The following is an 18,957-nucleotide window of genomic DNA, read 5'->3' as shown; positions in this document are numbered from 1 at the left end:
GAATGTGACACGGCCCCGACTGGACTCCGTGGGCCGAGCCTCCTCACGCAGACGAGAGGAGCTGGTTTCGCGTCCGGATGTGGCGCACCGCAAGCCCCAGTAGGATCGCCGGGACGATCCCACCGACCGCGAGGCCGACCGACCCGCCGACGAACAGCGCGGCCGCCCCGAACACCTGGGTGAAGATCGGGAGGATGATCGCCGCGGCGATGTACAGCGTCCCGCTGAGCGGCCAGTCGGGCACGTGATAGCGGACGTACTTCATGTCGTAGTAGATCGCGATCCCGAACACCACCCACGCGAGGAACTGCGTGACGGGCAACACGGCCGCCAGGCCGAGCGACTGCAACAGCCCGCCGGCGTCGAAGTTCCCGCCGGTGGTGCTGCTGCGGAACGTCACAACCAGCAGAAGGAGGATGACGAGGTTGATCCCCCACAGCCCGCCGCCGACCAGCACGCCCGTGCTCCAGTCGGACGGCTCCGAAGCGGGTCCGGCGCTTCCGGCACCCCCGCCGCCGCTCACGCTCCCCTCGTTGGAGACGCCGCACTCGGGACAGATCGCAGCCTCCTGTTTGATCACCGCGCCGCAGCTACGGCAGTACTTCTCGCCGGCGCCGGCCTGTCGCGTTTCTTCCTCGCCGGACGCCTCGTCCTCGGACTCGTCGGCCTCGTCTGCACCACTCGCGGAGTGGTCGGCGTCGGCGCCACCAGCGGCCGGATCGTCGTCGCGCTCGGTCGCGGATCCGCCGCGGTCGTCCGCGACCCCGGCATCCCCGTCGCGTTCGTCGGACCCCGCCGAATCGGTTCCGCTCGCGTCCGCGCCGGCACCTCGGCCGTCGCCGGAGCCGCCCCGCCTCCGCGACGACGACCGATCGGCGCCCGTCGACGCGCTCGGTCGATCCGCCGAGTCGGCGTTCTCGGTTCGGGAGGCGTTCTCGGTTCGGGAGGCGTTCTCGGTTCGGCTCCGGTCCGAAGACGGACGACCTGCGCTGCCGTCGCCACCGCCACTGCTGTCGCTGCCGACACTGTCGTCGCTGCCGTCGCCACCGCCACTGCCGTCGGGGTCGTCGCCGCCGAACCCCCAGCCACTGTCGGCGGATGACCCCCCCGTAGAGGCCGAATCCGACGAGTCGCCGCCGCCGGCGTCGATCGGTCCGTCGGCCCCTGTTCCGGCCGCTCCGTCGTCGAACCCCCACGCGTCGCCGCTGGCAGCCGAATTCCCGTCGAACCCCCAGCCATCGTCGCCGCCGAAGTCGCTGGAGTCGCTCGTCTCCGCGGCCGCGAACGAATCGCCGCTTGCGCCACCGTCGGCGCCGTCGGTGCCGCCCCGCCTCCCTGCGGTCGAGAACGAGATCGACCCCGCGGCGATCGTCGCGGACACGCGACCGGACCCGTCACCGGGATCGAACCGCTCGGTCGCCTCCGCACCGCCTCTCACCTGCACGCCGACCTCGACGGCACCGGCGACCGACTCGGTCCACTCGCGGCGCTCCCCCGGATCGAGGACCACCCGATCGACGAACAGGACCTCGCCGTCGGTTCGACAGCCGACGTTCGCCGTCGTCCGCGACCCCGTCTCGTTGACGACGGCGATCGCGAGGTCGTCGGGGAGATTCTCGTCCATCCAATCCATTCGTAATTGCTGATCCGGTCGGACCGTCTTAATTCCCCGACACGAACCGGGCGACGGATCGGCGCGGGCCGGTGGCGACGGATCGGCGCGGGCCGTCGCGGCGGTCGAGCCGGTCGCCGTCGCGGGCGACCGCTCACCGCCCCTCGGCGAGCCGGCTTCCGATCCGCTCCGGGAGTCCGGCGTCCGCGACCGCCGCCGCGACCGCGTCGGTGTCGTACTCGACGCGGCGTTCTTCGACCGTCCGATCGTCGAGATCCACGACCGCGTAGGCAGCGCGGGGATCGCCGTCGCGCGGCTGCCCCACGCTACCGGGATTCACGACCACGCCCTCGGGGAACACGCCGTGGTGCTGGACGTGGGTGTGGCCGAGCACGAGTGCGTCGAGGTCCGCCTCGGCGACGCCGAGGCGGTCGGCGGCGCTGTCGATCAGCCCGCCGGCGAACTCCCGTCGGCGGGTGTAGTGATCTGGGTCGTCGGGGTGTCCGTGGACGACGGCGACGCGGCCGTCGGCGACCGCCCGGCGCTCGGGAAGCCCGTCGAGCCACGCGATCGCGTCGTCGTCGAGCGCGCTTCGGGCGTGGTCGACGCCCGCCCGCGCCATCGCGTTGAAGCCGGCCGCCGACCCCGCGGCGACCGCCCGGTCGTGGTTGCCCCGCACCGTCGGAATCGCCCGCTCGCGGACGGTCGCGACGCACTCGGCGGGCCAGGGGTTGTACCCGACCACGTCGCCCGCGCAGACGAGTCCGTCGACGGGCGGCATGTCGTCGAGCACCGCCTCCAGCGCGATCCGGTTGCCGTGAATGTCGGAGAGGAGACCCAGTCGCATACGGTCCACTACGGCGTCGGGATAGGTAGGTCCGGTGCCGCGGGTCAATCGCCCGAGGCGTCGGGCCAGATCCCGAACTGCCTCGGCGCGGCGAACGTCGTCCCGACCGACCCGCCCGCCGAACTCGGGGTCATCGAGCGCCTCCAGCGCCCGGATCGTTCGCTCGGTCCCCGGATCTCCGCCCTCGTCCGCGACGAACTGCCCACCTCGTTCGGCTCACTCCTCGCTCCCGTTCTGCACGGCCAAGGAGCTCCCCCCGTCGCCGACGTGGACGCCCGCGGCGCAGACGGCGTGCTCGTAGTCGAGTCCGTACGCCGTCCGCGCGGCCGCCACCGCGGTCCGCGGCTCGAACTCGAACGGCCGCGGCTCGTCCTCCTCGTACGTCGCCACGAGGTGCGGCTCGTCGACCTCGCGAACCAGCAGCGCGTCCCGGCGCACGATGCCGACGTAGCCGGCGTCGTCCTCGACGATGCCGGCGACGCGGGGGGTGTCGTAGTCGTCTTTCTCGTAGTCCATCGCGTGCAGCGCCTCGACAAGCGCGTCGCGGGCGGGGTAGCCGCGGTCGTACTTCTCGGCGATCGGATCGACGTGCGAGCCGTTGCCGATTACGGCGCCGTCGCCGGCCGCCCGCGCGCAGTTGTACGACACGTACGGGTTGTCCGTCTCCTCGGCGTCGGCCGTCGGAGCCACGGTGAGCATGTCGTCGCCGCGACGGACCACTTTCCGGTTCGGGAACGAGCGCGAGGAGACGCGGTACGCGCCGACGTCCGGGCCGACCACGACGAATCGTCCGATGTACATACACGACCGTGCATCACGAGGCGACAAGTAGGTGGTGGTCTATGCACGACCGAGGGAGTCATCGCGGACCGGCCGCGCAGCCGCTGAACGAACGTTCAGAATACTTATCCGACGGGGCGACGTGGAGGGATCGAGACCCGTGCGCACTCCCTCAGCATCTGTCGCCATCTGCGTCCTCCTCGTCGTCGTCGGGGTCGCGGGCGTCGCCGTGCCCGCCGCCGCCGACGCGTTCGTCACGATGACCACCGACGTCTCCACCGAGGATCCGGTCCCCGACGAGGCGTTCACCGTCACGACCACGCTGGCGAACGACGGCGACAGCGACGACACGTACCGTATCACCGACCTCTCGGTCGCGGCGGTGCCGGACCGCAACTACGACGAGGACGACGAGGAACTCGCCGCCCTCGACGTGTCCGACCCGCTCGGACCGGGCACCGAGCAGACGTACGACTTCTCGGTCGCCCTGGAAGACGCGGGCGAGCAGACCGTGTACGTCCACGCGACGCTGCTCAGCTCCCGCGGCGAGCGAACACACATCGTCCAGCCGGTGACCGTCGACGTCGACCGGCCGAACCCGCAGCTCGAACTCGACGTGAGCGAGGCGGTCGTCGGCGCCGAGCGGACGGTGAACGTCACCGTCGCGAACGGCCTCGACGCCGCGGTCAGCCAGATCGGCGTGCGCGTCTCCACGCCGGCGGACGCGCTCGCGTTCCGAACGAGCGGTCGCGTGCGCGCGACGCTCGCCGGCGGCGACACGGCCGTCTTCTCGTTCCCCGTCCGCACGACGGAGGCGGGACAGTTCCCCGTCGAGGTCGCGCTCACCTACTCGCTCAACGGCGACCGTCGGACCGTGACTCAGACGTTCGGCGCCGACTTCTCCGAGCCGCAGAACCCCGGCGAGATCCGCCTCACCGGCGTCAGCGTGACGCGCGGCCCCGGCGGCGTGCTCCAGATTGCCGGCACTGCGGCCAACGTCGGCGGCACCGACGTGCAGAGCGTCCTCGTCAGCGTCGTCGACGGCGCCGGCGTCAGACCCGCCGACCCGCAACCGGACTACTTCGTCGGCGGCGTGGAGGGCAGCGACTTCGCCTCGTTCGACCTTAACGCCGAACTCTCCGGCGACCGGACGACGGTCCCGGTCCGCGTCGAGTACGTCGTCGACGGCGTCCGCCGCTCGTACACGACCGACGTGCGCGTGAGCCAGTCGGCGCTCGCGACGCCCACGCCCGCACCGCAGACCGGCCCGCTCGGCGGGCTCCCGCTGCTTCCGACGGCGCTCGCGGTGCTCGTGATCGTGCTCGCCGGGGTGCTCGTGCTCCGCCGGTGATGACGGGACCCGACGACTCGGCGACCGTCGACGGCGCCGACGACGCAGCCGACCCGGACACGGGATCGACGCCCGGCTCCGCGGGCGAACCGGCAGCCGACGCGCAGCCGATCATCTCCGGCCGCAGCGTCGTCAAAGCGTACGTCACCGGCGGCGAGACCGTGCGCGCGCTGCGCGGCATCGATTTCCGCGTCGACCCCGGCGAGTTCGTCGCCATCGTCGGCCCCTCGGGGTCGGGCAAGTCGACCCTGTTGAACATGCTGGGCCTCCTCGACGTGCCAACCGGCGGCGTCGTCGAGTTGGAGGGCGTCGACGTGGAGACGTTCAGCGACGCCGAGCGCACCCGCAGGCGCAAGGAGACGATCGGCTTCGTCTTCCAGAGCTTCCACCTCATCCCGACGCTGACGGCCGTCGAGAACGTCGAGGTGCCGCGGCTGCTCGACCGGACCCCTGCCAGGACCCGGGAGGCCGCCACCGACCTCCTCGAACGCGTGGGGCTGGGCGACCGGCTCGGTCACTACCCCGACGAGCTGTCCGGCGGGCAAAAACAGCGCGTCGCCATCGCCCGCGCGCTCGTGAACGACCCGGGGCTCCTGCTGGCGGACGAGCCGACCGGGAACCTCGACCGCGAGACGGGCGACCAGATCCTCGCGGAGTTCGACGCGATCACCGACGAGGGCGTCGCCGTCGTCACCGTCACCCACGACGACTACGTCGCGCAGTTCGCCGACCGCGTCGTCAACCTCATCGACGGCACCGTGCGCGACGACGAGGAGGCGGTCACCGGATGAGGCTTCTCGATCGCCTCTGGGGGTCGTTCCCGGCGGTCCTCATGGCACGTCGAAACGTCGCCCGGGCGAAGACGCGCTCGGCGCTGGCGGTCGCGGTCATCCTCATCGGCGTCGTCGCCATCGGCGCCATCGGCGCCGGCGGCGTCGCCTTTCAGGAGTCGCAGTTCGAGACGCTCGGCTCCATCGGCGCCGACCTCCAGGTGTTCCCCGGCGAGGACAACGAGCACGGCTACCTCTCGGCCGCCGACGTGGGGCGGATCGACCGCGTTAGCGGGCAAGCGGAGATCGTCCCGCTGAACCGGGAGAACGCCGACGCGATCGAGGGCGGGTCGACCGTCGGGACCGCGACGCTGTACGGCGTCGACGACCCGGCGTCGCTGTACGAGGTGCGCGAGGGGTCGATCCCGGCGAACTGGCGCAGCGGCGTGCTCGTCGGGTCGACGCTCGCCGACCGCTACGACCTCCGGCCCGGGTCGAAGGTGACGCTCGGCCGCACGACCGTCGAGGACGGTCGCACCGTCCGGCGGACCGAGGAGTACCGCGTCAAGGCGGTGCTCGCGCAGGCCGGCCAGGCCGACATCGCCAACCCCAATCAGGCGTTCGTCCTCCCGCCGAGCGAGTTCGACGACGGCGCGTACGCCCAGGTGATCGTCCGCGCCGAGGACGCGACGGCGGCCAACGAGACGGCGATGGAAATCAAGCGGACGTTCAACGGCCGCCGCCAGATCGTCTCGGTGTTCGAGCGCGGCGACATCGCCGAGCAGATCGACGAGGCGTTCCGGCTCATCAACCTCTTCCTCGTCGGGATCGGCGCCATCTCGCTGGTCGTCGCGGGCGTCTCGATCGCCAATGTGATGCTCATGTCGGCGATCGAGCGCCGCGAGGAGATCGGCGTACTGCGCGCGGTCGGCTACCAGAAGCTCGACATCGTCCGGATCATGCTCGCGGAGGCGACCCTGCTCGGCGCTCTGGGTTCGCTGCTGGGCGGCGCGGTCACGCTCGCGGTCGTCGCGGCGATCAACGACGCGCTGCTGGGCGACCCGTTTGCGTTCCCGACCGGATCGCTGCGGTACGTCGCCGCCGGCATGGGCTTCGGCGTGATCGCGAGCCTGATCGCGGGGATCTACCCCGCCTGGGCGGCCGCCCGCGAGCGGCCCGTGGAGGCGCTGCGTGGCTGACCGCGGCGCGGTCCGGGTGTCGTTCCCGGCGCGTCGGCTCCGCCGGCTTCGGGGGGTTCATTACCGCGCGTCCGCGAGCGGAGGTGAGAGATGAGCGACGGCACGAACGGCGGACCCGACGCGAGCGACGAGGGCGACGAGTCGAACGTGGACGGGGGCGCCGACGTGAACACGCTCATCATGGAGGCGACGTACTGCGCACTCTGCGAGCACGGCTACGCCGAGTTGAGCGTCTCCCACATCGCCGCCGAGTTCGAGAAGAGCAAGTCGCTGCTGTACTACCACTACGACTCCAAGGACGACCTCATCGCGGGGTTCCTCCGGTTCGCCGGCGATCACTTCCTCGCGATGCTTGACGAGGCCGAGCGCGAGGCGGATTCCGCTGTCGGGCGGATCCACGCGTTCGTCGACATCTACCTCGGCGCGGAGGTGGACGACCGGATGGCAGAAGCCCAGCGCGCGATGATCGACCTCCGCGCGCAGGCTGTCTCGGAACCCCGCTTCCGCGAGGAGTTCACGCGCATCGACGACCACCTCCGCGAACGGCTCGAGACCGCGATAGCAGACGGCGTTGCGTCCGGGGCGATAGACGAGACGATCGATCCGGAGGAGGCGGCGACGTGGCTGCTGTCGACGCTCACCGGTGCGATGCTCCAGCGCCACACCGCCGACTACGATGTCGTCACGCCCGTCCGGAGAATGCTTCACGGGTACGTCGACGAGTTCGCCCGTGCGTCGGCCGCCACCGATACTGATGGCGACACGGTCGACCCCCGTGACCCCGGCGGTCTGGACGACGCTTCTCGCGAGTGACCGCCGAGCACAGCTTTTTCACGACGGCGGAAGTGTCACCAAACATGGTAGACGACTCGACTGCGGATTCGCCATCGGCCACGACTACGCGTCGCCTCTCCCGCCTCGGCCGCCTCCTGTTCGGGCTCGGGCTCGCGCTGCAGGCCTCCGAGGACTTCAGGGACATGGACGACTCGATCGAGTACGCCGAGTCGGCGGGCGTGCCGATGCCTGACCTCGCCGCGCCGTTCGCCTCGGGGATGATGCTCGTCGGCGGCCTCGGCGTCGCGCTCTGGCGGCTCCCCCGGATCGCGACCGGCGCGGTCGTCACGTTCCTCGCGGTGGTGACGCCGACCATGCACGACTTCTGGAATGAAGAGGGAGACGCCAGCGGGGAACGTCTCGCGTTCTTCGGCAACCTCGCGATGCTCGGCGCGGCGCTGGCGTTCCTGCGTGAGGCGTACCGGTCGTAACGGCCGCTGGCCGGTCTCGCCGCCGCCGGCAACGTACCCGGCCGCCACGTACGTGAGGTCGGTGGCGCAACGATCGGCCGAAGCGCTCCGACCACGGACGTGTTCGCGGAGGTCGACGAGTGCATGACCCGGTGTGTAAACCGTGTCCGACGAGAACACCGCACCGTTCGAGCAGAGGGGTCAGAGGGTGCAGAGCCGATTCGGCTTCGCAACACTCATAACTCCCAGTTGCCTACGCCGTAGTGTCGACGGCGCGCAGGCGGTCGGCGAACATGTCAGTCCATTGGGGTAGCTGGCCAATCCTGTTGCCTTCTGGGGGCAACGACCCTGGTTCGAATCCAGGATGGACTACTTCTCTTCGCGCGCTTCATGTAGAACCGGTTCCGGACGCAGTCTTGCCGTTTCCACACGAAACATGGGGGTCTGACCCGTTCTCGATTCGGCGCGTGCGCTCCGTGCGTGCGAGCGTCCTCGCCACACGGGTTACCGTCGGCTCGCCTTCGCTCCCGTCGCCGCGGCGTCCCCAGACCGATTTACGTCCCCGGCGTCACCTCCGCGCATGGTCGCCCTCGATCCCCTCTCGCTCCCGGTCGTCGGGGCGGGTGTCATTCTCGTGTTACTCGCGTGTTCGGCGTTCTTTTCCAGCAGCGAGATTGCGATGTTCAGCGTGGAGCGCTACCGCGTCGGCGTGCTCGCCGAGGGAGGCGGGAACGGCGCCGTGCTGGAGGCGCTGCGCTCGGACCCTCATCGGCTGCTCGTGACGATCCTCGTCGGGAACAACGTCGTCAACATCGCCATGTCGTCGGTGGCGACGGCGATCCTCGTGGCGGCGCTCCCCGCCGGTGTCGCCGTGACGCTGTCGACGGTTCTCCTCACGGTCGTCGTGCTCGTGTTCGGGGAGATCGTCCCCAAGTCCTACGGCGTGGCGAACGCGGAGCGGTGGGCGCTGCGGACGGCGCCGACCATCCGGCGCTTCCAGCGCCTCGCCGCCCCGGTCGTGACGGGCTTCGACCTCGTGACCCGTCGGCTGAGCGTCGTCTTCGGCGGCGAACCGGCGATCGAGGCGCCGTACGTCACCCGTGACGAACTGGCGACGCTGGTCCGTTCGGCCGAGCGAGGCGGCGAGATCGATGCCGACGAGCGCGAGATGGTGGAGTCCGTGCTGGGGCTCCACGAGATCACCGCCGGCGACGTGATGGTCCCACGCGAGAACGTCGTCGCCGTCGACGCGAGCACGTCGATCCGCGACGCGGCGACGCTGGCTGCCGACGAACGGGTGACCCGGCTCCCGGTGTTCGTCGGCTCCCTCGACGACCCTCGCGGGATCGTCGACCTCCGCGATCTGGAGCGGACGCTCGCGCTGGACGAGTCGGTGCCGATCGAGCGGCTCGCGACGCCGACGCTGTCGGTACCGGCCTCCGAGCCGATCGACACCCTGTTGACCCGGATGCAGGACGAACGTGTCCGGATGGCGTTGGTCGCCGACGACGCCGGCGCGGTCGTGGGGCTCGTGACGGTACAAGACGTGTTGGAAGAGGTCGTCGGCGACCTGTTCGACGTGGGTACCGAGGCGAGTATTCGCGCGGTCGCCGACGGCGTGATGATCCGCGGCGATGTGTTCCTCGACGGCCTCGATGCCGTCTTCGGGACGACGCTCTCGGCCGCCGCGCCCGTCGACGCGGGGACTCTCGCCGGCTACGTGTACCACCGGCTCGGGCGTGTCCCCCGCTCGGGCGAACGGATCGAACTCGACGGGATAGCGGTGACTGCCGAGCAGATCGACGGCGAGCGTATCCGTCGGATGTTCGTCGAGCCGGGGCACCCGTCCGACGCCGCGAGCGCCGACGATCCAGCCCGCTGAGTCGCCGCGGGCGTCTTCGGCCCTGCTTTCGCACCTACTTCCGCACGTCCAGCAGCGCGACGCGCTCGCGGACCACGTCCGCGAGCGTCCCCGCGGTCGCCGCCAACTCGGGATCGTCGATGATGAAGTACTCCCGCACGAGGTCCTCGTCGTAGTCGCCGAGCGCGTCCGCGGGCGTCAGTAGGTCGTCGACGGCCGCGGCGGCCGTGGCCTCGTCGCCGTCGCCTGAGCCGCCGCGGTCGGCTCCCCCGTCGGCGGCGACGAGTACCACGACGGGCCCCTCGCCCTCGGTCACTCCCATCGTCAGCGCGCGGTCGATCTGCCGGCGGCCGGCGGCGTACAGCATGACCTCGACGCCGCGGTCGCGCGCGACGTTCTCGCCGCGGTCGATGGCCCGGTCGGCCAGTTCGAGCGCCCGTTCGAGGTGCGCGCGGTCGACGACGTAGCGGGCGTCGAACGCCTGGACCGTGCAGCCGGTCTCCTCCCCGATCCGGGTCAACGCCGCGAGGAACGCGTCGAGGTCGTCGACGGTCGCGACCCCCTCGACGAGCCTCACGAGAAATCACCGAACGTTGCCTGCCCGCTTCCGTCGTCGTCTCCCGATTCACTCCCGGCGGTCGCGGCCGCCGACGCGCTCGCATCCGTCTCGACGCCCTCCATCGAGGGGTCCTGCCGGCCGACCGCCTTCAGGACGTTCTCGGCGGTCTGTTCACGCCCGCGCAGCGCGCCAAGCACCACGGACTTGTCGGCCTCGCGCAACTCCGCGCGGGTCTCGATGCCGGCCTCGAACAGCCGTCGGGCGCGCTTTCGACCGACGCCGCGCACGCCCACGAGGTCGAGCAGCTCCTCGTGGACGCCGTCCTCGACGCGCTTTCTCGCCTCGCGCACGTCGAGCACCACGTCGAGGTCGAGTTCGTTCGCGAGCTGCTCGGTCGCCCCGAGCAGCCACTCGGCGGTGTCGACCTTGCCGCGGATGTCGCCGGGGCCGACGCCGTAGCGCTCGGCGATGGTGTCCTCGTCCAACTCGCTGGCCCAGTCCTCCAGCAGGCGCGCGGTCTTCAGCGCCGCCAGCCAGTCCTCGAACGCCACGTCCTCGAACTCCGAGGGGGCGTGCCCGAGGAACTCCGCCTCGCGCTCGTAGAACTGCTCCTCGTACGTCGCGCGGTCGCCCGACTTCAGGTACAGTTGGTACATGTCGGGCGTCCGCGCGACGAGGTGGTACAGCCCGAGCGGAGACAGCGTGGGGCCGTCGTCGCCGTCCGCGGCCGCCGCGGACTCGACCGCCTCCTCGGCGTCGCCGCCAGCGTCGTCGGTGCGCTCGCCTCCGCCGTCGTCGAGGAGGTCGTTCCCGGTGACGAAGTCGGCGTCGGCGATGTCCTCGGGAACCTCGGCGTCACCCGCGGCCCGGCTCCGGCGGTTCGCCGTCGCGGCGGCGGCCGCGTCGTCGTCGTCGGACTCGACGCCCTCGCGGAGCCCGTCGATGATCTCCGCGGCCGACATCGGGTCGAGGTACAGGCGCGAGACGGTGTGGCCGATGCCGGTCGCGGTAAGGCTGCCGTCGTCCCGTTCGAGGAACTCGTTGGCCTCCAGGTACTCGAGCACGCGGTCGGTGACCGCCGCGAGGCGCGAGTCGTCGCCCGTCTGGCTCGCGTACAGGGTGCGGTCGAGGAACTCCAGGAGGCCGTCGCGCGTCGTGGCGAACCCGGAGGCGACGGTCGCGAGGACGTGCGTGCGGAGCGCGGGCTCGGCGGCGAGCTTCGAGCGGACGTCCTCCGGCTCGGCCCAGACGTAGCGCTCGAACAGCTCATCCATTGTGTCGCGGTCCGTCGCCAGCAGGAGGGCCTCGCCGTAGGGGTCGAGGCCGGGGCGGCCCGCGCGGCCCATCATCTGGTGGACTTCGAGCGTGTCCAGCGGCTGCATCCCGCCGAACTCGCCGTCGTAGCGCTTCCAGTCGCGGACGACGACGCGGCGAGCGGGCGTGTTCACCCCCGCCGCGAGCGTCGGCGTCGCGCAGATGCACTTCACGAGACGGTCGCGGAAGGCGTCCTCGACGAGCGAGCGCTGCGTCGCCGAGAGGCCGGCATGGTGGAAGGCCGCCCCGTCGCGAACGCAGTCGGCGAGGTCCTCGGAGGTGTCGGTGTCGGAGTCGTCGCGGATGTCTGCTGCCAGTTCCTCCAACGCCGCCTGCTCGTCGGGATCGAGCCGGCTCTCGGTGACGCCGGCGAGGCGCCTGGCCGCGCTTTCGGCGTTCCGACGGGAGCTGACGAACACCAGCGAGGAGCCGCGCTGGCCGTCGACCTCCTCGTCCAGGGCGTCGGCGACGAGCGCGGCCGTCTGTTTCTGCCCGTTGCCGACGGGCACCTCGCGCTGGCTCCCGTCGTCGAAGTTGACGGCGTTGCCGTAGTGGACACCCATCTTCAACTCGATGGGTCGCCAGTCGGACTCGACGAGCGCGGCGTCGAGCCAGTCGGCCACCTCGTCGGCGTTGCCGACCGTCGCCGAGAGCGCGACGACCTGCAGGTCGCGGTTGATCTTGCGGAGCTTCGCGAGCGTCACCTCCAGGGTCGGGCCGCGGCCGCCGTCGTCGACGAGGTGGACCTCGTCGGCGACGACGCAGGTGAGGTCGTTCACCCACGGCGCGCCGTTGCGGATGAGCGAGTCGACCTTCTCGCTCGTGGCGACGATGATGTCGCGGCTGGCGAGCCACTCCCCGTCGGACTGGTAGTTGCCGGTGGAGACGCCCACGTCGATCCCGAACCTCTCCCAGCGTTCGAACTCCGTCTTCTTCTCGCTGGCGAGCGCGCGCAGCGGGACGATGTACAGCGCCTTCCCGCCGCGCGCGACCGACGAGAGCATCGCCAACTCCGCGATGAGCGTCTTGCCGGAGGCGGTCGGCACCGAGGCGACGACGCTCTCGCCGTCGGCGACGCCCGCCTCCACGGCGGCCGTCTGCGGCGGATAGAACTCCTCGATCCCCTCCGCCTCCAGCGCCTCGGGGACGCCGTCGGGCAGGGTCGAGAGATCGGAGGGTCTCATTGCCCGTGGTAGCGGGGTTCTCGGATTTAAACTGTCGGAGAAGCGGTCGGGGCGCGAGGTCGGTCTGGCGGCCCTACGGTTCGTGGACGTGCCCGCACTCGGGGCACTTGACCTCCTCGCCGCGCACCTCCGCGCTCGCCTCGCGCACGTCGCGCATCACCGAGGAGATCTTGTCTTCGGCGGCCAGCTCCTCCTCGACGGTCAGGTCCGCCCCCTCGACCTCCAGCAGGAACTTCGCGATCTCCGTCGATTCGTACATCACGTCGTCGAGGTCCTCGGCGGTGAAGAACCCCGACATCGCGCCGTAGAGGAACGTCGCACCGGCCTTGCGCACCTTCTCCTCGAATGAGGCGCGCGCCTGGTTCACCGCCTGCGGCGTGTAGGTGTCCGTCATGAACGGGACGAGCCGCGGGAGGTTCTCGCCGATCTTCGTCATCTCGACGCCCGTCTCCGTCCGGAAGTCGGCGCACAGCCGGGCGATCGCCCACTCGCGGGCGGTCACGTAGGTGCGGTCGCGCAGGAACTCGTTGACGCGGTCGTACTCCGCGCGCTCCATCTTCTGGAAGCGGTCGTACTTCGCGACATCGTCGGGCACGTCCTCGGCGGCATCGTCGTCGGCTTCCTCGGCGGCGTCGGCGCCGACGGCCGGGCCGGGGACCGACTCCGACGCGTCGCCGTCGGTGGCCGCGCGTTCGTCGTCGGTGGCCGTGGGCTCGTCATTGCTCGCCGCCGATCCGGCGCCGGCGGATTCGGCGTCCCCAGCACCGCGTTCGTCCGCCGTTCCCTCGCCCGCCGGGGACGCGCCGCCGACCTCCTCGGCGGCGCCCTCGCCGCCGTCGGTGGCTCGTTCGTCGACTCCCTCGGCGGCGGCCGCGTCGTCGCCGCCGGCCTCGTTCCCCGCGTCGTCGGTCATGGCGCTCCGTAGCCGAGCGACCCTCAAAAAGCCGTCCCCCGCGCGTCCGCCGGCCGTCGGACGCTCGGCGGGTGCCCGCCGGCCGCCCGCGGCGCGACCGGCGGCACGCTTTTGTCCGGGCCTGCCGACCGTCGGCGCATGAACGTCCTGTTGGGCATCGGCGGGAGCGACGACTCCCTCCGGGCGCTCGAAGACACCGTCGAGCGGGCGAGGGCCGCCGGCGATGACCTTACGGTCGCGGTCGTCGAGAACCCCCGCTCGGACCGCACGCCCGAGGAGGTGGAAGACCGCGTCCGGGCGGTGCTCGCGGACGCGGGCCTCGACGCCGACGTGCGGCGCGTCGAGGGCGACGCCGGCAGCCGGCTCGTCGCCATCGCGGAGGACGAAGGGTTCGACATGATCGCGCTCGGGGGCGGCGAGACCAGCCCGATGGGGAAGATCAACCTCGGCAGCATCGCGCAGTTCGTCCTGCTGAACTCCCACGTCTCGGTGAAACTGGTCCGATGAGCGGCGACCGCGTCTACCCTGACGAGCCCGCGGGGCCGTTCGAGGCGCCGCCGCTGTCGTTCGAGGACCGCGAGGGCCGCGGCATCGAGATCCGGCCGTACCCCGCGGACGCCGACGGGGAGTCCGGCGAGGACGAGTTCGAGGCGCTCATCGAAATGTACACGGCGTTCGATCCCGAAGACCGCGCGCAGGGCATTCCGCCGAGCCGCGAGTCGGACGTGCGCTCGTGGCTGGAGACGATCCTCGGCGACGGCGGCTACAACGTCGTCGCGTGGGACGGCGAGACGGTCGCCGGCCACGCCACGCTCGTCCCCGACGGCGACGCCTACGAACTGGCCATCTTCGTGCTTCAGGCGTACCAGGGCGCCGGCATCGGCACGCACCTCATGGAGGCGCTGCTGGGCCACGGCGCCGTCAACGGGGTCGACAGGGTGTGGCTCACCGTCGAGCGGTGGAACCGCGCGGCGGTCGGCCTCTACAAGAAGGTCGGCTTCGAGACGAGCGACGCCGAGTCGTTCGAGCTGGAGATGACGGCGCAGTTGGCGGATCCGGCGTAGCGGTCCGCGCGTCGCGTCCGGGTGTAGCGCCCTTTCTCGAACGTCGATCAGGTCACACCGACAGCACGGGTTGGCTCGCGTACAGCAGCACGTACTCGGCGGCCTTCTCCAGCACCTCGCCGGGCTCGCCGGTCAGCGGCTCGCGCGGGATGACGATGAAGTCGGCGTCGATGTCCTTGGCGGTGTCGAGGATGACCGACCCGGGGTGGGTGGTCTTGCGTTTCGTCGAGAAGCCGTACGCGGTCGAACTCGACACCTCGACGCCCTCCGCGTGGGCGAGATCCCGAACCGTGTCGGTGAACGCCTCGGTGTCCTCGGCGATCTCCGACCGATCGACGACCGCCTCTTCGATGGCGCGGACGACCTCCTCGCCGAGCACGTACACGGCGTGGACCTGCGCGTCGTACCGCTCGGCGACGGCGACGGCGTACTCGACCGCCGTCAGTGACTCGTCGCTCCCGTCCACGGGGACCAGTACGCGTTCGACGGTCAGGCTCATACGGGAGCCTGCGGCGGATGACGTGAAAGGTGTTCCCCTCGCGCGCGTCGCGCTCGACCGCCGTCCGCTGGTTCGGGCGGCCCCACCCGGCGTCGCGACCGCCGCATCGCCGGACGGGTCGGCGCCGGGTGACTACTCCAGCGCCGACAGCGAGAACTCGAAGGCGGCGACGGGCACCTCCATGTCCCGGTCGACCAGCACCTCGGGGTGGAGTTCGCCGACGACGCCGACCGCGTCGCCGTCGATCGCGACCTCGGCGACCCGCCCGTCGAGGAAGCTCGGGTGCTCCGTCGCGGGGGTCTCCAGCTCCGCGTCGAAGTCGTCGCAGACGGCTTGGAGGCGCGCCTTCGCGTCCTCGTAGGTCGCGTCGGTGCGCGCGAAGACGCCGGCAACGCGGTGGTCCTCGGCGACGCGGGTGTTCACGTCGTCGTCGCGGTGGGCGACGAAGCCGACCTCCGCGAGGTCCTGCGGGTAGCTCCGGTGAGTGTTGTTCTCCAGTACCTGCACAAGCGAGGGGAGCGCCCACGTCCGAAGCTGCGTGTAGTCCTCGCTGTACGGGCTGGTGATCTCCGCGCGGGGCTCCGCCCCCAGCGGGGCGTCGGACAGATCGGCGCCGGGGTCGCGCTCGTCGAGGCGCAGCCGGTCGTAGTTCTCCGCGGCCGAGGTCATATGGAAGTTGAGCATGTCCTCGAAGCCGAGACCGATGAGGCTCGTGCGCACCGCCCGCTCCAGGCGCGAGCGCTCGTGGCGCCCGCCGATGGTTCCGATGTCGGGGTAGGTCGGCTCCAGCTCGTTGAAGCCGTACGCACGCCCCACGTCGTCGACCAGGTCCAGCGGGTGAAGCACGTCGACGCGATACGGCGGGATCGTCACGTCGTAGACGGTCTCATCCTCGCCCAGGCTGTAGGCGGCGTCCAGCCCCGAGCGCTCGAACAGGTCGACGACCGCCTCGCGCTCCAGTTCGACGCCGAGCATCGTCTCGATGCGGTCGTGCGTGACGGACTTCTCGTCGGTGTCGAAGTCCGGGCGAAGCAGCTCGGGCCCGTACTCGTCGGGGTATGTCGCGCCGTCTCGGTAGTCGACCTGCACCTCCTCGACAGTGCCGCCGCGCGCCGAGAGGGCGTAACAGAGGATAACGCACATCTTGTCGATGGTCCACTGGTCGGTCCCGGTGAGTTCGATGAACAGATCCCGGGAGGCGGCGTCGACCTCGGTGCGCGCGCCGTTGATCACCGGCGGGAACGAGAACAGGCCGAGTTCGTCGTAGATCGCAGGGTAGCGGTCCAGGTCCTCGACGAGGTCAGCGTACTGCTCGCCGGTCGCGTGCTCCGTCAGCACGTCCGCGGGCGTCACCTCGGCGTTCGAATCGAGCGGGACGAATCGGTCGCCCTCGGCGTCGACGCCGCGGTAGGTGATCGTCTTCTCGGTCGCGCCGAGGTCTGCGGTGGCTGCGTCGATGGTGCCGGACGGCTCGGACTCCTCCGTCAGGGCTTGGCCCTTCAGCATCGTGAGGTCGTGAACGCCGATGGCGCCCTTCGCTCGGCCGCGGCCCATCGTCGCGTGCAGCTTCTCCTGCAGCTGGATCAGCGAGTCGAGCCCGGATTCGCCCAACTCGACGCCGCGCACGACTGCGCCCGTGACGTACGGCCGCTCCTCCGGAACGGATGAGTCGACCTCGATGGTCCAGCGGGCGTCGTTCGTGTTCGGCACGTAGACGCCGCGGTCGGCGCCGTACTGGTAGCGTAGCGAGCGCGCCACCCCCTCCACGGAGAGGCGGTCGAGGCGGTCCGGTCCGAACTCGAACTGGAGGAGGCCGTCGTCTGTGTCGCCCTCGTACTCCAGGCCGAGCGCGAACAGGTCCTGCTTGAACTCCTCGTCGCTCTTGTCCGGTTCGCCGGTCAGCCCGCGCAGTTCGTCCGTGTCGATGTCGACGACTGGCATCAGTAGGTCACCTCCGCGTTCCGCAGGAACTCAAGATCAGCGAGCGTGCCGTGCAGGTCGCGGATGTCCTCCGCGCCCGTCGTGAGCATGGCGAGTCGCTCCAGGGCCAGCCCCCACGCCATCACGTCACACTCGATGCCCAGCGGCTCGAGCACCTCGTCGCGGAACATGCCCGAGTTCCCGATCTCGATCTCCTCGCCCGTCTCGGGGTGCTCGCCGAACAGTTCGAAGCTCGGCTCCGTGTAGGGGTTGTAGTGCGGCTTGAACCGGATCTCTTCGATGCCGAACTGCCGGTAGAACTCCTCGAAGGTGCCCATCAGGTCGCGCACCGAGAGGTCCTCGGCCATCACCCACCCCTCGATCTGGTAGAACTCCAGCAGGTGGGTCGCGTCGAGCGTGTCGTTGCGGTACGCCTTCTGCACGGAGAAGTAGCGCTGTGGCGGTTCCAAGTCGGCGTCGGCGTACCCCGAGAGGTAGCGCATCGACAGCGACGTGGTGTGTCCGCGCAGGGCGATCGCCCGCGCGAAGTCCTCCGACCACGGCGAGTGGTAGCCGTCGCCGTCCTCGCCGACGCCGTCGCGGTGGGCGGCCTCGACGCGGCCGACCAGACCGTCGGGGAGGTCCGCCACCGGCGGCACGTCCAGCGCGAAGCGGTCCCAGTGGGTGCGCGCCGGGTGGTCCTGCGGCATGAACAGGCAGTCGTTGATCCAGAAGTCCGCGTCGGCGTGGGGACCGTCCATCTCCTGGAAGCCCATGCCGACGAGCACGTCCTTCACGCGCTCGGACATGCCGCGGAGGACGTGCTCGTGGCCGCCCTCGACGGCCGGCGCGTCCGCCTCGACGTTGTACTCGGCGAACTCCACGTCCGCCCAGTCGCCGCTGGTCAGGAGGTCGGGCGTGAGGCGGTCGACCGTCTCGGCGGCCTCGACGCCCTCCATCAGCGCGGTAACGCCGTCGTCGGTGAGCGTCACCGAGCGGACGGTGCGCTCGTCGAGGTCGACGAGGCCGCGGCTCTCCAGTCGGTCGAGCAGGTCGGCGTCGTCGACGGACTCGCCCTCGGCGAGCGCGTCGAGCGCGGCGGCTTCCGGGTCGGTGTCAGGGTCGGCGTCTCCGTTCGCGCTGACCTCGCCGGCATCGACGACGCCGTACCCCTTTCGGGCGTAGTTGGCGAGCGCGATGTCGACCTCGGGGCCCTCCAGCCCGGCGGCGCCGACGGCCTCGCCCATTGGGACGGGGTCGCCCTCGCCCGCCTCGCGGGCGGCGCGGTGGAGACGGACTTCGGGCAGTCCGGCCTCGCGGTACGTCTCGCCCTCGTCGGTGAGCGTCGCCGACTCATCGACGCGCTCGCCGACGGCGACGAGCCCCTCGTCGCGGAGGTCGAAGGCGGCGCGGGTGACCGTCTCGGGCTTCAGGTCGGTCTCGTCTGCGAGCTGTTCGATGGTCTTCGCGTCGGTCGCGCTGGCTGCCTCCAGCAGCGCGACCTGCGCTTGTGGAAGTCGCATTCGGTTGTGTTCGTGTCGGTGTGGTCGGTGGTTAGTCGTGTCGTTCCGGAACCGCGCCGTTCGGTCGGGAACCGGTCAATGCCCGCGTGCGACAGCCCGCGTCGGTTTCGCGCGGCGGCGACCGAGCGGTCGCCGCCGCGCTCCGCCGGGGTCAGTGGCGCGGGAAAAAAAGGCCCGACCCGTCCCCGTCGGTGGTCGGGTGCGGTGCCTGCGTCGCCGTGGCGGGCCCGGACGCCATACCTCGGGGAGGGCTCCACGCCGACTAAAACGTTCGGCCGCCGCGCGTCGGCCCCAGATTCGGCGCTTCCCTGCGCAGT

Annotated in this window: 17 protein-coding genes and 1 tRNA gene; 9 read left to right on the top strand and 9 right to left on the bottom strand. The window is 70.9% G+C overall.

What is annotated here, in order from left to right; genetic code table 11:
* Positions 1-43: 43 nt before the first annotated feature.
* From BUE16_RS12305 to BUE16_RS12295, 3 genes are all read right to left on the bottom strand, one after another.
* A complete protein-coding gene (locus tag BUE16_RS12305) occupies positions 44-1,633 on the bottom strand; it encodes a zinc ribbon domain-containing protein (RefSeq protein WP_073310138.1) in 1,590 nt (529 codons plus the stop codon).
* 133 nt (positions 1,634-1,766) lie between these two features.
* Positions 1,767-2,459, bottom strand: a complete 693-nt coding sequence (locus BUE16_RS12300; RefSeq protein WP_073310136.1) for a metallophosphoesterase family protein — start codon at positions 2,457-2,459, stop codon at positions 1,767-1,769.
* A gap of 216 nt (positions 2,460-2,675) precedes the next feature.
* Positions 2,676-3,260: an IMP cyclohydrolase gene (locus BUE16_RS12295; RefSeq protein ID WP_073310134.1), complete on the bottom strand. Its 585-nt coding sequence runs from the start codon at positions 3,258-3,260 to the stop codon at positions 2,676-2,678.
* A 139-nt stretch (positions 3,261-3,399) separates the two neighbouring features.
* Here BUE16_RS12295 and BUE16_RS12290 point away from each other — a divergent pair, with 139 nt between their 5' ends.
* The 7 genes from BUE16_RS12290 (at position 3,400) to BUE16_RS12260 (ending at position 9,685) form a co-directional block, all read left to right on the top strand.
* Complete coding sequence (locus tag BUE16_RS12290) at positions 3,400-4,590, top strand: COG1361 family protein (RefSeq protein WP_073310132.1); 1,191 nt, start codon at positions 3,400-3,402, stop codon at positions 4,588-4,590.
* Entirely contained in the window at positions 4,590-5,381 is a 792-nt protein-coding gene (locus BUE16_RS12285) for an ABC transporter ATP-binding protein (protein WP_079991635.1), read from the top strand. The genes BUE16_RS12290 and BUE16_RS12285 overlap by 1 nt, the downstream gene beginning before the upstream one ends.
* Positions 5,378-6,559: an ABC transporter permease gene (locus BUE16_RS12280; protein ID WP_073310130.1), complete on the top strand. Its 1,182-nt coding sequence runs from the start codon at positions 5,378-5,380 to the stop codon at positions 6,557-6,559. The genes BUE16_RS12285 and BUE16_RS12280 overlap by 4 nt, the downstream gene beginning before the upstream one ends.
* A 90-nt stretch (positions 6,560-6,649) precedes the next feature.
* Positions 6,650-7,372 (top strand): TetR/AcrR family transcriptional regulator, encoded by a 723-nt coding sequence (locus tag BUE16_RS12275; protein ID WP_079991634.1) that lies wholly within the window; start codon positions 6,650-6,652, stop codon positions 7,370-7,372.
* A 44-nt stretch (positions 7,373-7,416) separates the two neighbouring features.
* On the top strand, positions 7,417-7,824 hold the full coding sequence (locus tag BUE16_RS12270; protein WP_073310128.1) for a DoxX family protein: 408 nt from the start codon (positions 7,417-7,419) through the stop codon (positions 7,822-7,824).
* 277 nt (positions 7,825-8,101) lie between these two features.
* Positions 8,102-8,175, top strand: a tRNA-Gln gene (locus BUE16_RS12265).
* A 208-nt stretch (positions 8,176-8,383) separates the two neighbouring features.
* The gene (locus tag BUE16_RS12260) at positions 8,384-9,685 is read left to right on the top strand and encodes a hemolysin family protein (protein WP_073310126.1); all 1,302 of its coding nucleotides are present in this window, start codon (positions 8,384-8,386) and stop codon (positions 9,683-9,685) included.
* Positions 9,686-9,719: 34 nt separating this feature from the next.
* On the opposite strand, the gene cgi121 is transcribed toward BUE16_RS12260, so the two are convergent.
* From cgi121 to BUE16_RS12245, 3 genes are all read right to left on the bottom strand, one after another.
* Positions 9,720-10,241: a KEOPS complex subunit Cgi121 gene (gene cgi121 / locus BUE16_RS12255; RefSeq protein WP_073310124.1), complete on the bottom strand. Its 522-nt coding sequence runs from the start codon at positions 10,239-10,241 to the stop codon at positions 9,720-9,722.
* Complete coding sequence (locus tag BUE16_RS12250; RefSeq protein WP_073310121.1) at positions 10,238-12,721, bottom strand: ATP-dependent DNA helicase; 2,484 nt, start codon at positions 12,719-12,721, stop codon at positions 10,238-10,240. The genes cgi121 and BUE16_RS12250 overlap by 4 nt, the downstream gene beginning before the upstream one ends.
* 73 nt (positions 12,722-12,794) lie before the next feature.
* Positions 12,795-13,634 (bottom strand): DUF5806 family protein, encoded by an 840-nt coding sequence (locus tag BUE16_RS12245; RefSeq protein WP_073310119.1) that lies wholly within the window; start codon positions 13,632-13,634, stop codon positions 12,795-12,797.
* A gap of 138 nt (positions 13,635-13,772) precedes the next feature.
* Here BUE16_RS12245 and BUE16_RS12240 point away from each other — a divergent pair, with 138 nt between their 5' ends.
* Positions 13,773-14,141, top strand: a complete 369-nt coding sequence (locus tag BUE16_RS12240; protein WP_073310117.1) for a universal stress protein — start codon at positions 13,773-13,775, stop codon at positions 14,139-14,141.
* Positions 14,138-14,698, top strand: coding sequence for a GNAT family N-acetyltransferase (locus tag BUE16_RS12235; RefSeq protein WP_073310115.1), 561 nt, complete (start codon positions 14,138-14,140; stop codon positions 14,696-14,698). The genes BUE16_RS12240 and BUE16_RS12235 overlap by 4 nt, the downstream gene beginning before the upstream one ends.
* Positions 14,699-14,750: 52 nt before the next feature.
* Here the strand turns inward: BUE16_RS12235 and BUE16_RS12230 are convergent, their stop codons facing one another.
* The 3 genes from BUE16_RS12230 to pheS all read right to left on the bottom strand — a co-directional run bounded on the left by BUE16_RS12230 (position 14,751) and on the right by pheS (position 18,640).
* Positions 14,751-15,197: a universal stress protein gene (locus tag BUE16_RS12230; RefSeq protein ID WP_073310113.1), complete on the bottom strand. Its 447-nt coding sequence runs from the start codon at positions 15,195-15,197 to the stop codon at positions 14,751-14,753.
* Positions 15,198-15,329: 132 nt separating this feature from the next.
* On the bottom strand, positions 15,330-17,138 hold the full coding sequence (gene pheT, locus BUE16_RS12225; RefSeq protein WP_073310111.1) for a phenylalanine--tRNA ligase subunit beta: 1,809 nt from the start codon (positions 17,136-17,138) through the stop codon (positions 15,330-15,332).
* Positions 17,138-18,640 (bottom strand): phenylalanine--tRNA ligase subunit alpha, encoded by a 1,503-nt coding sequence (pheS, locus tag BUE16_RS12220; protein WP_073310109.1) that lies wholly within the window; start codon positions 18,638-18,640, stop codon positions 17,138-17,140. Before pheS ends, pheT begins: the two co-directional genes overlap by 1 nt.
* Positions 18,641-18,957: the final 317 nt, after the last annotated feature.

It is taken from the genome of Halobaculum gomorrense, assembly GCF_900129775.1.
Lineage (GTDB): Archaea > Halobacteriota > Halobacteria > Halobacteriales > Haloferacaceae > Halobaculum > Halobaculum gomorrense.
Note: the sequence above shows the minus strand (reverse complement) of the source record. Positions and strands in the feature narration are given on the sequence as shown.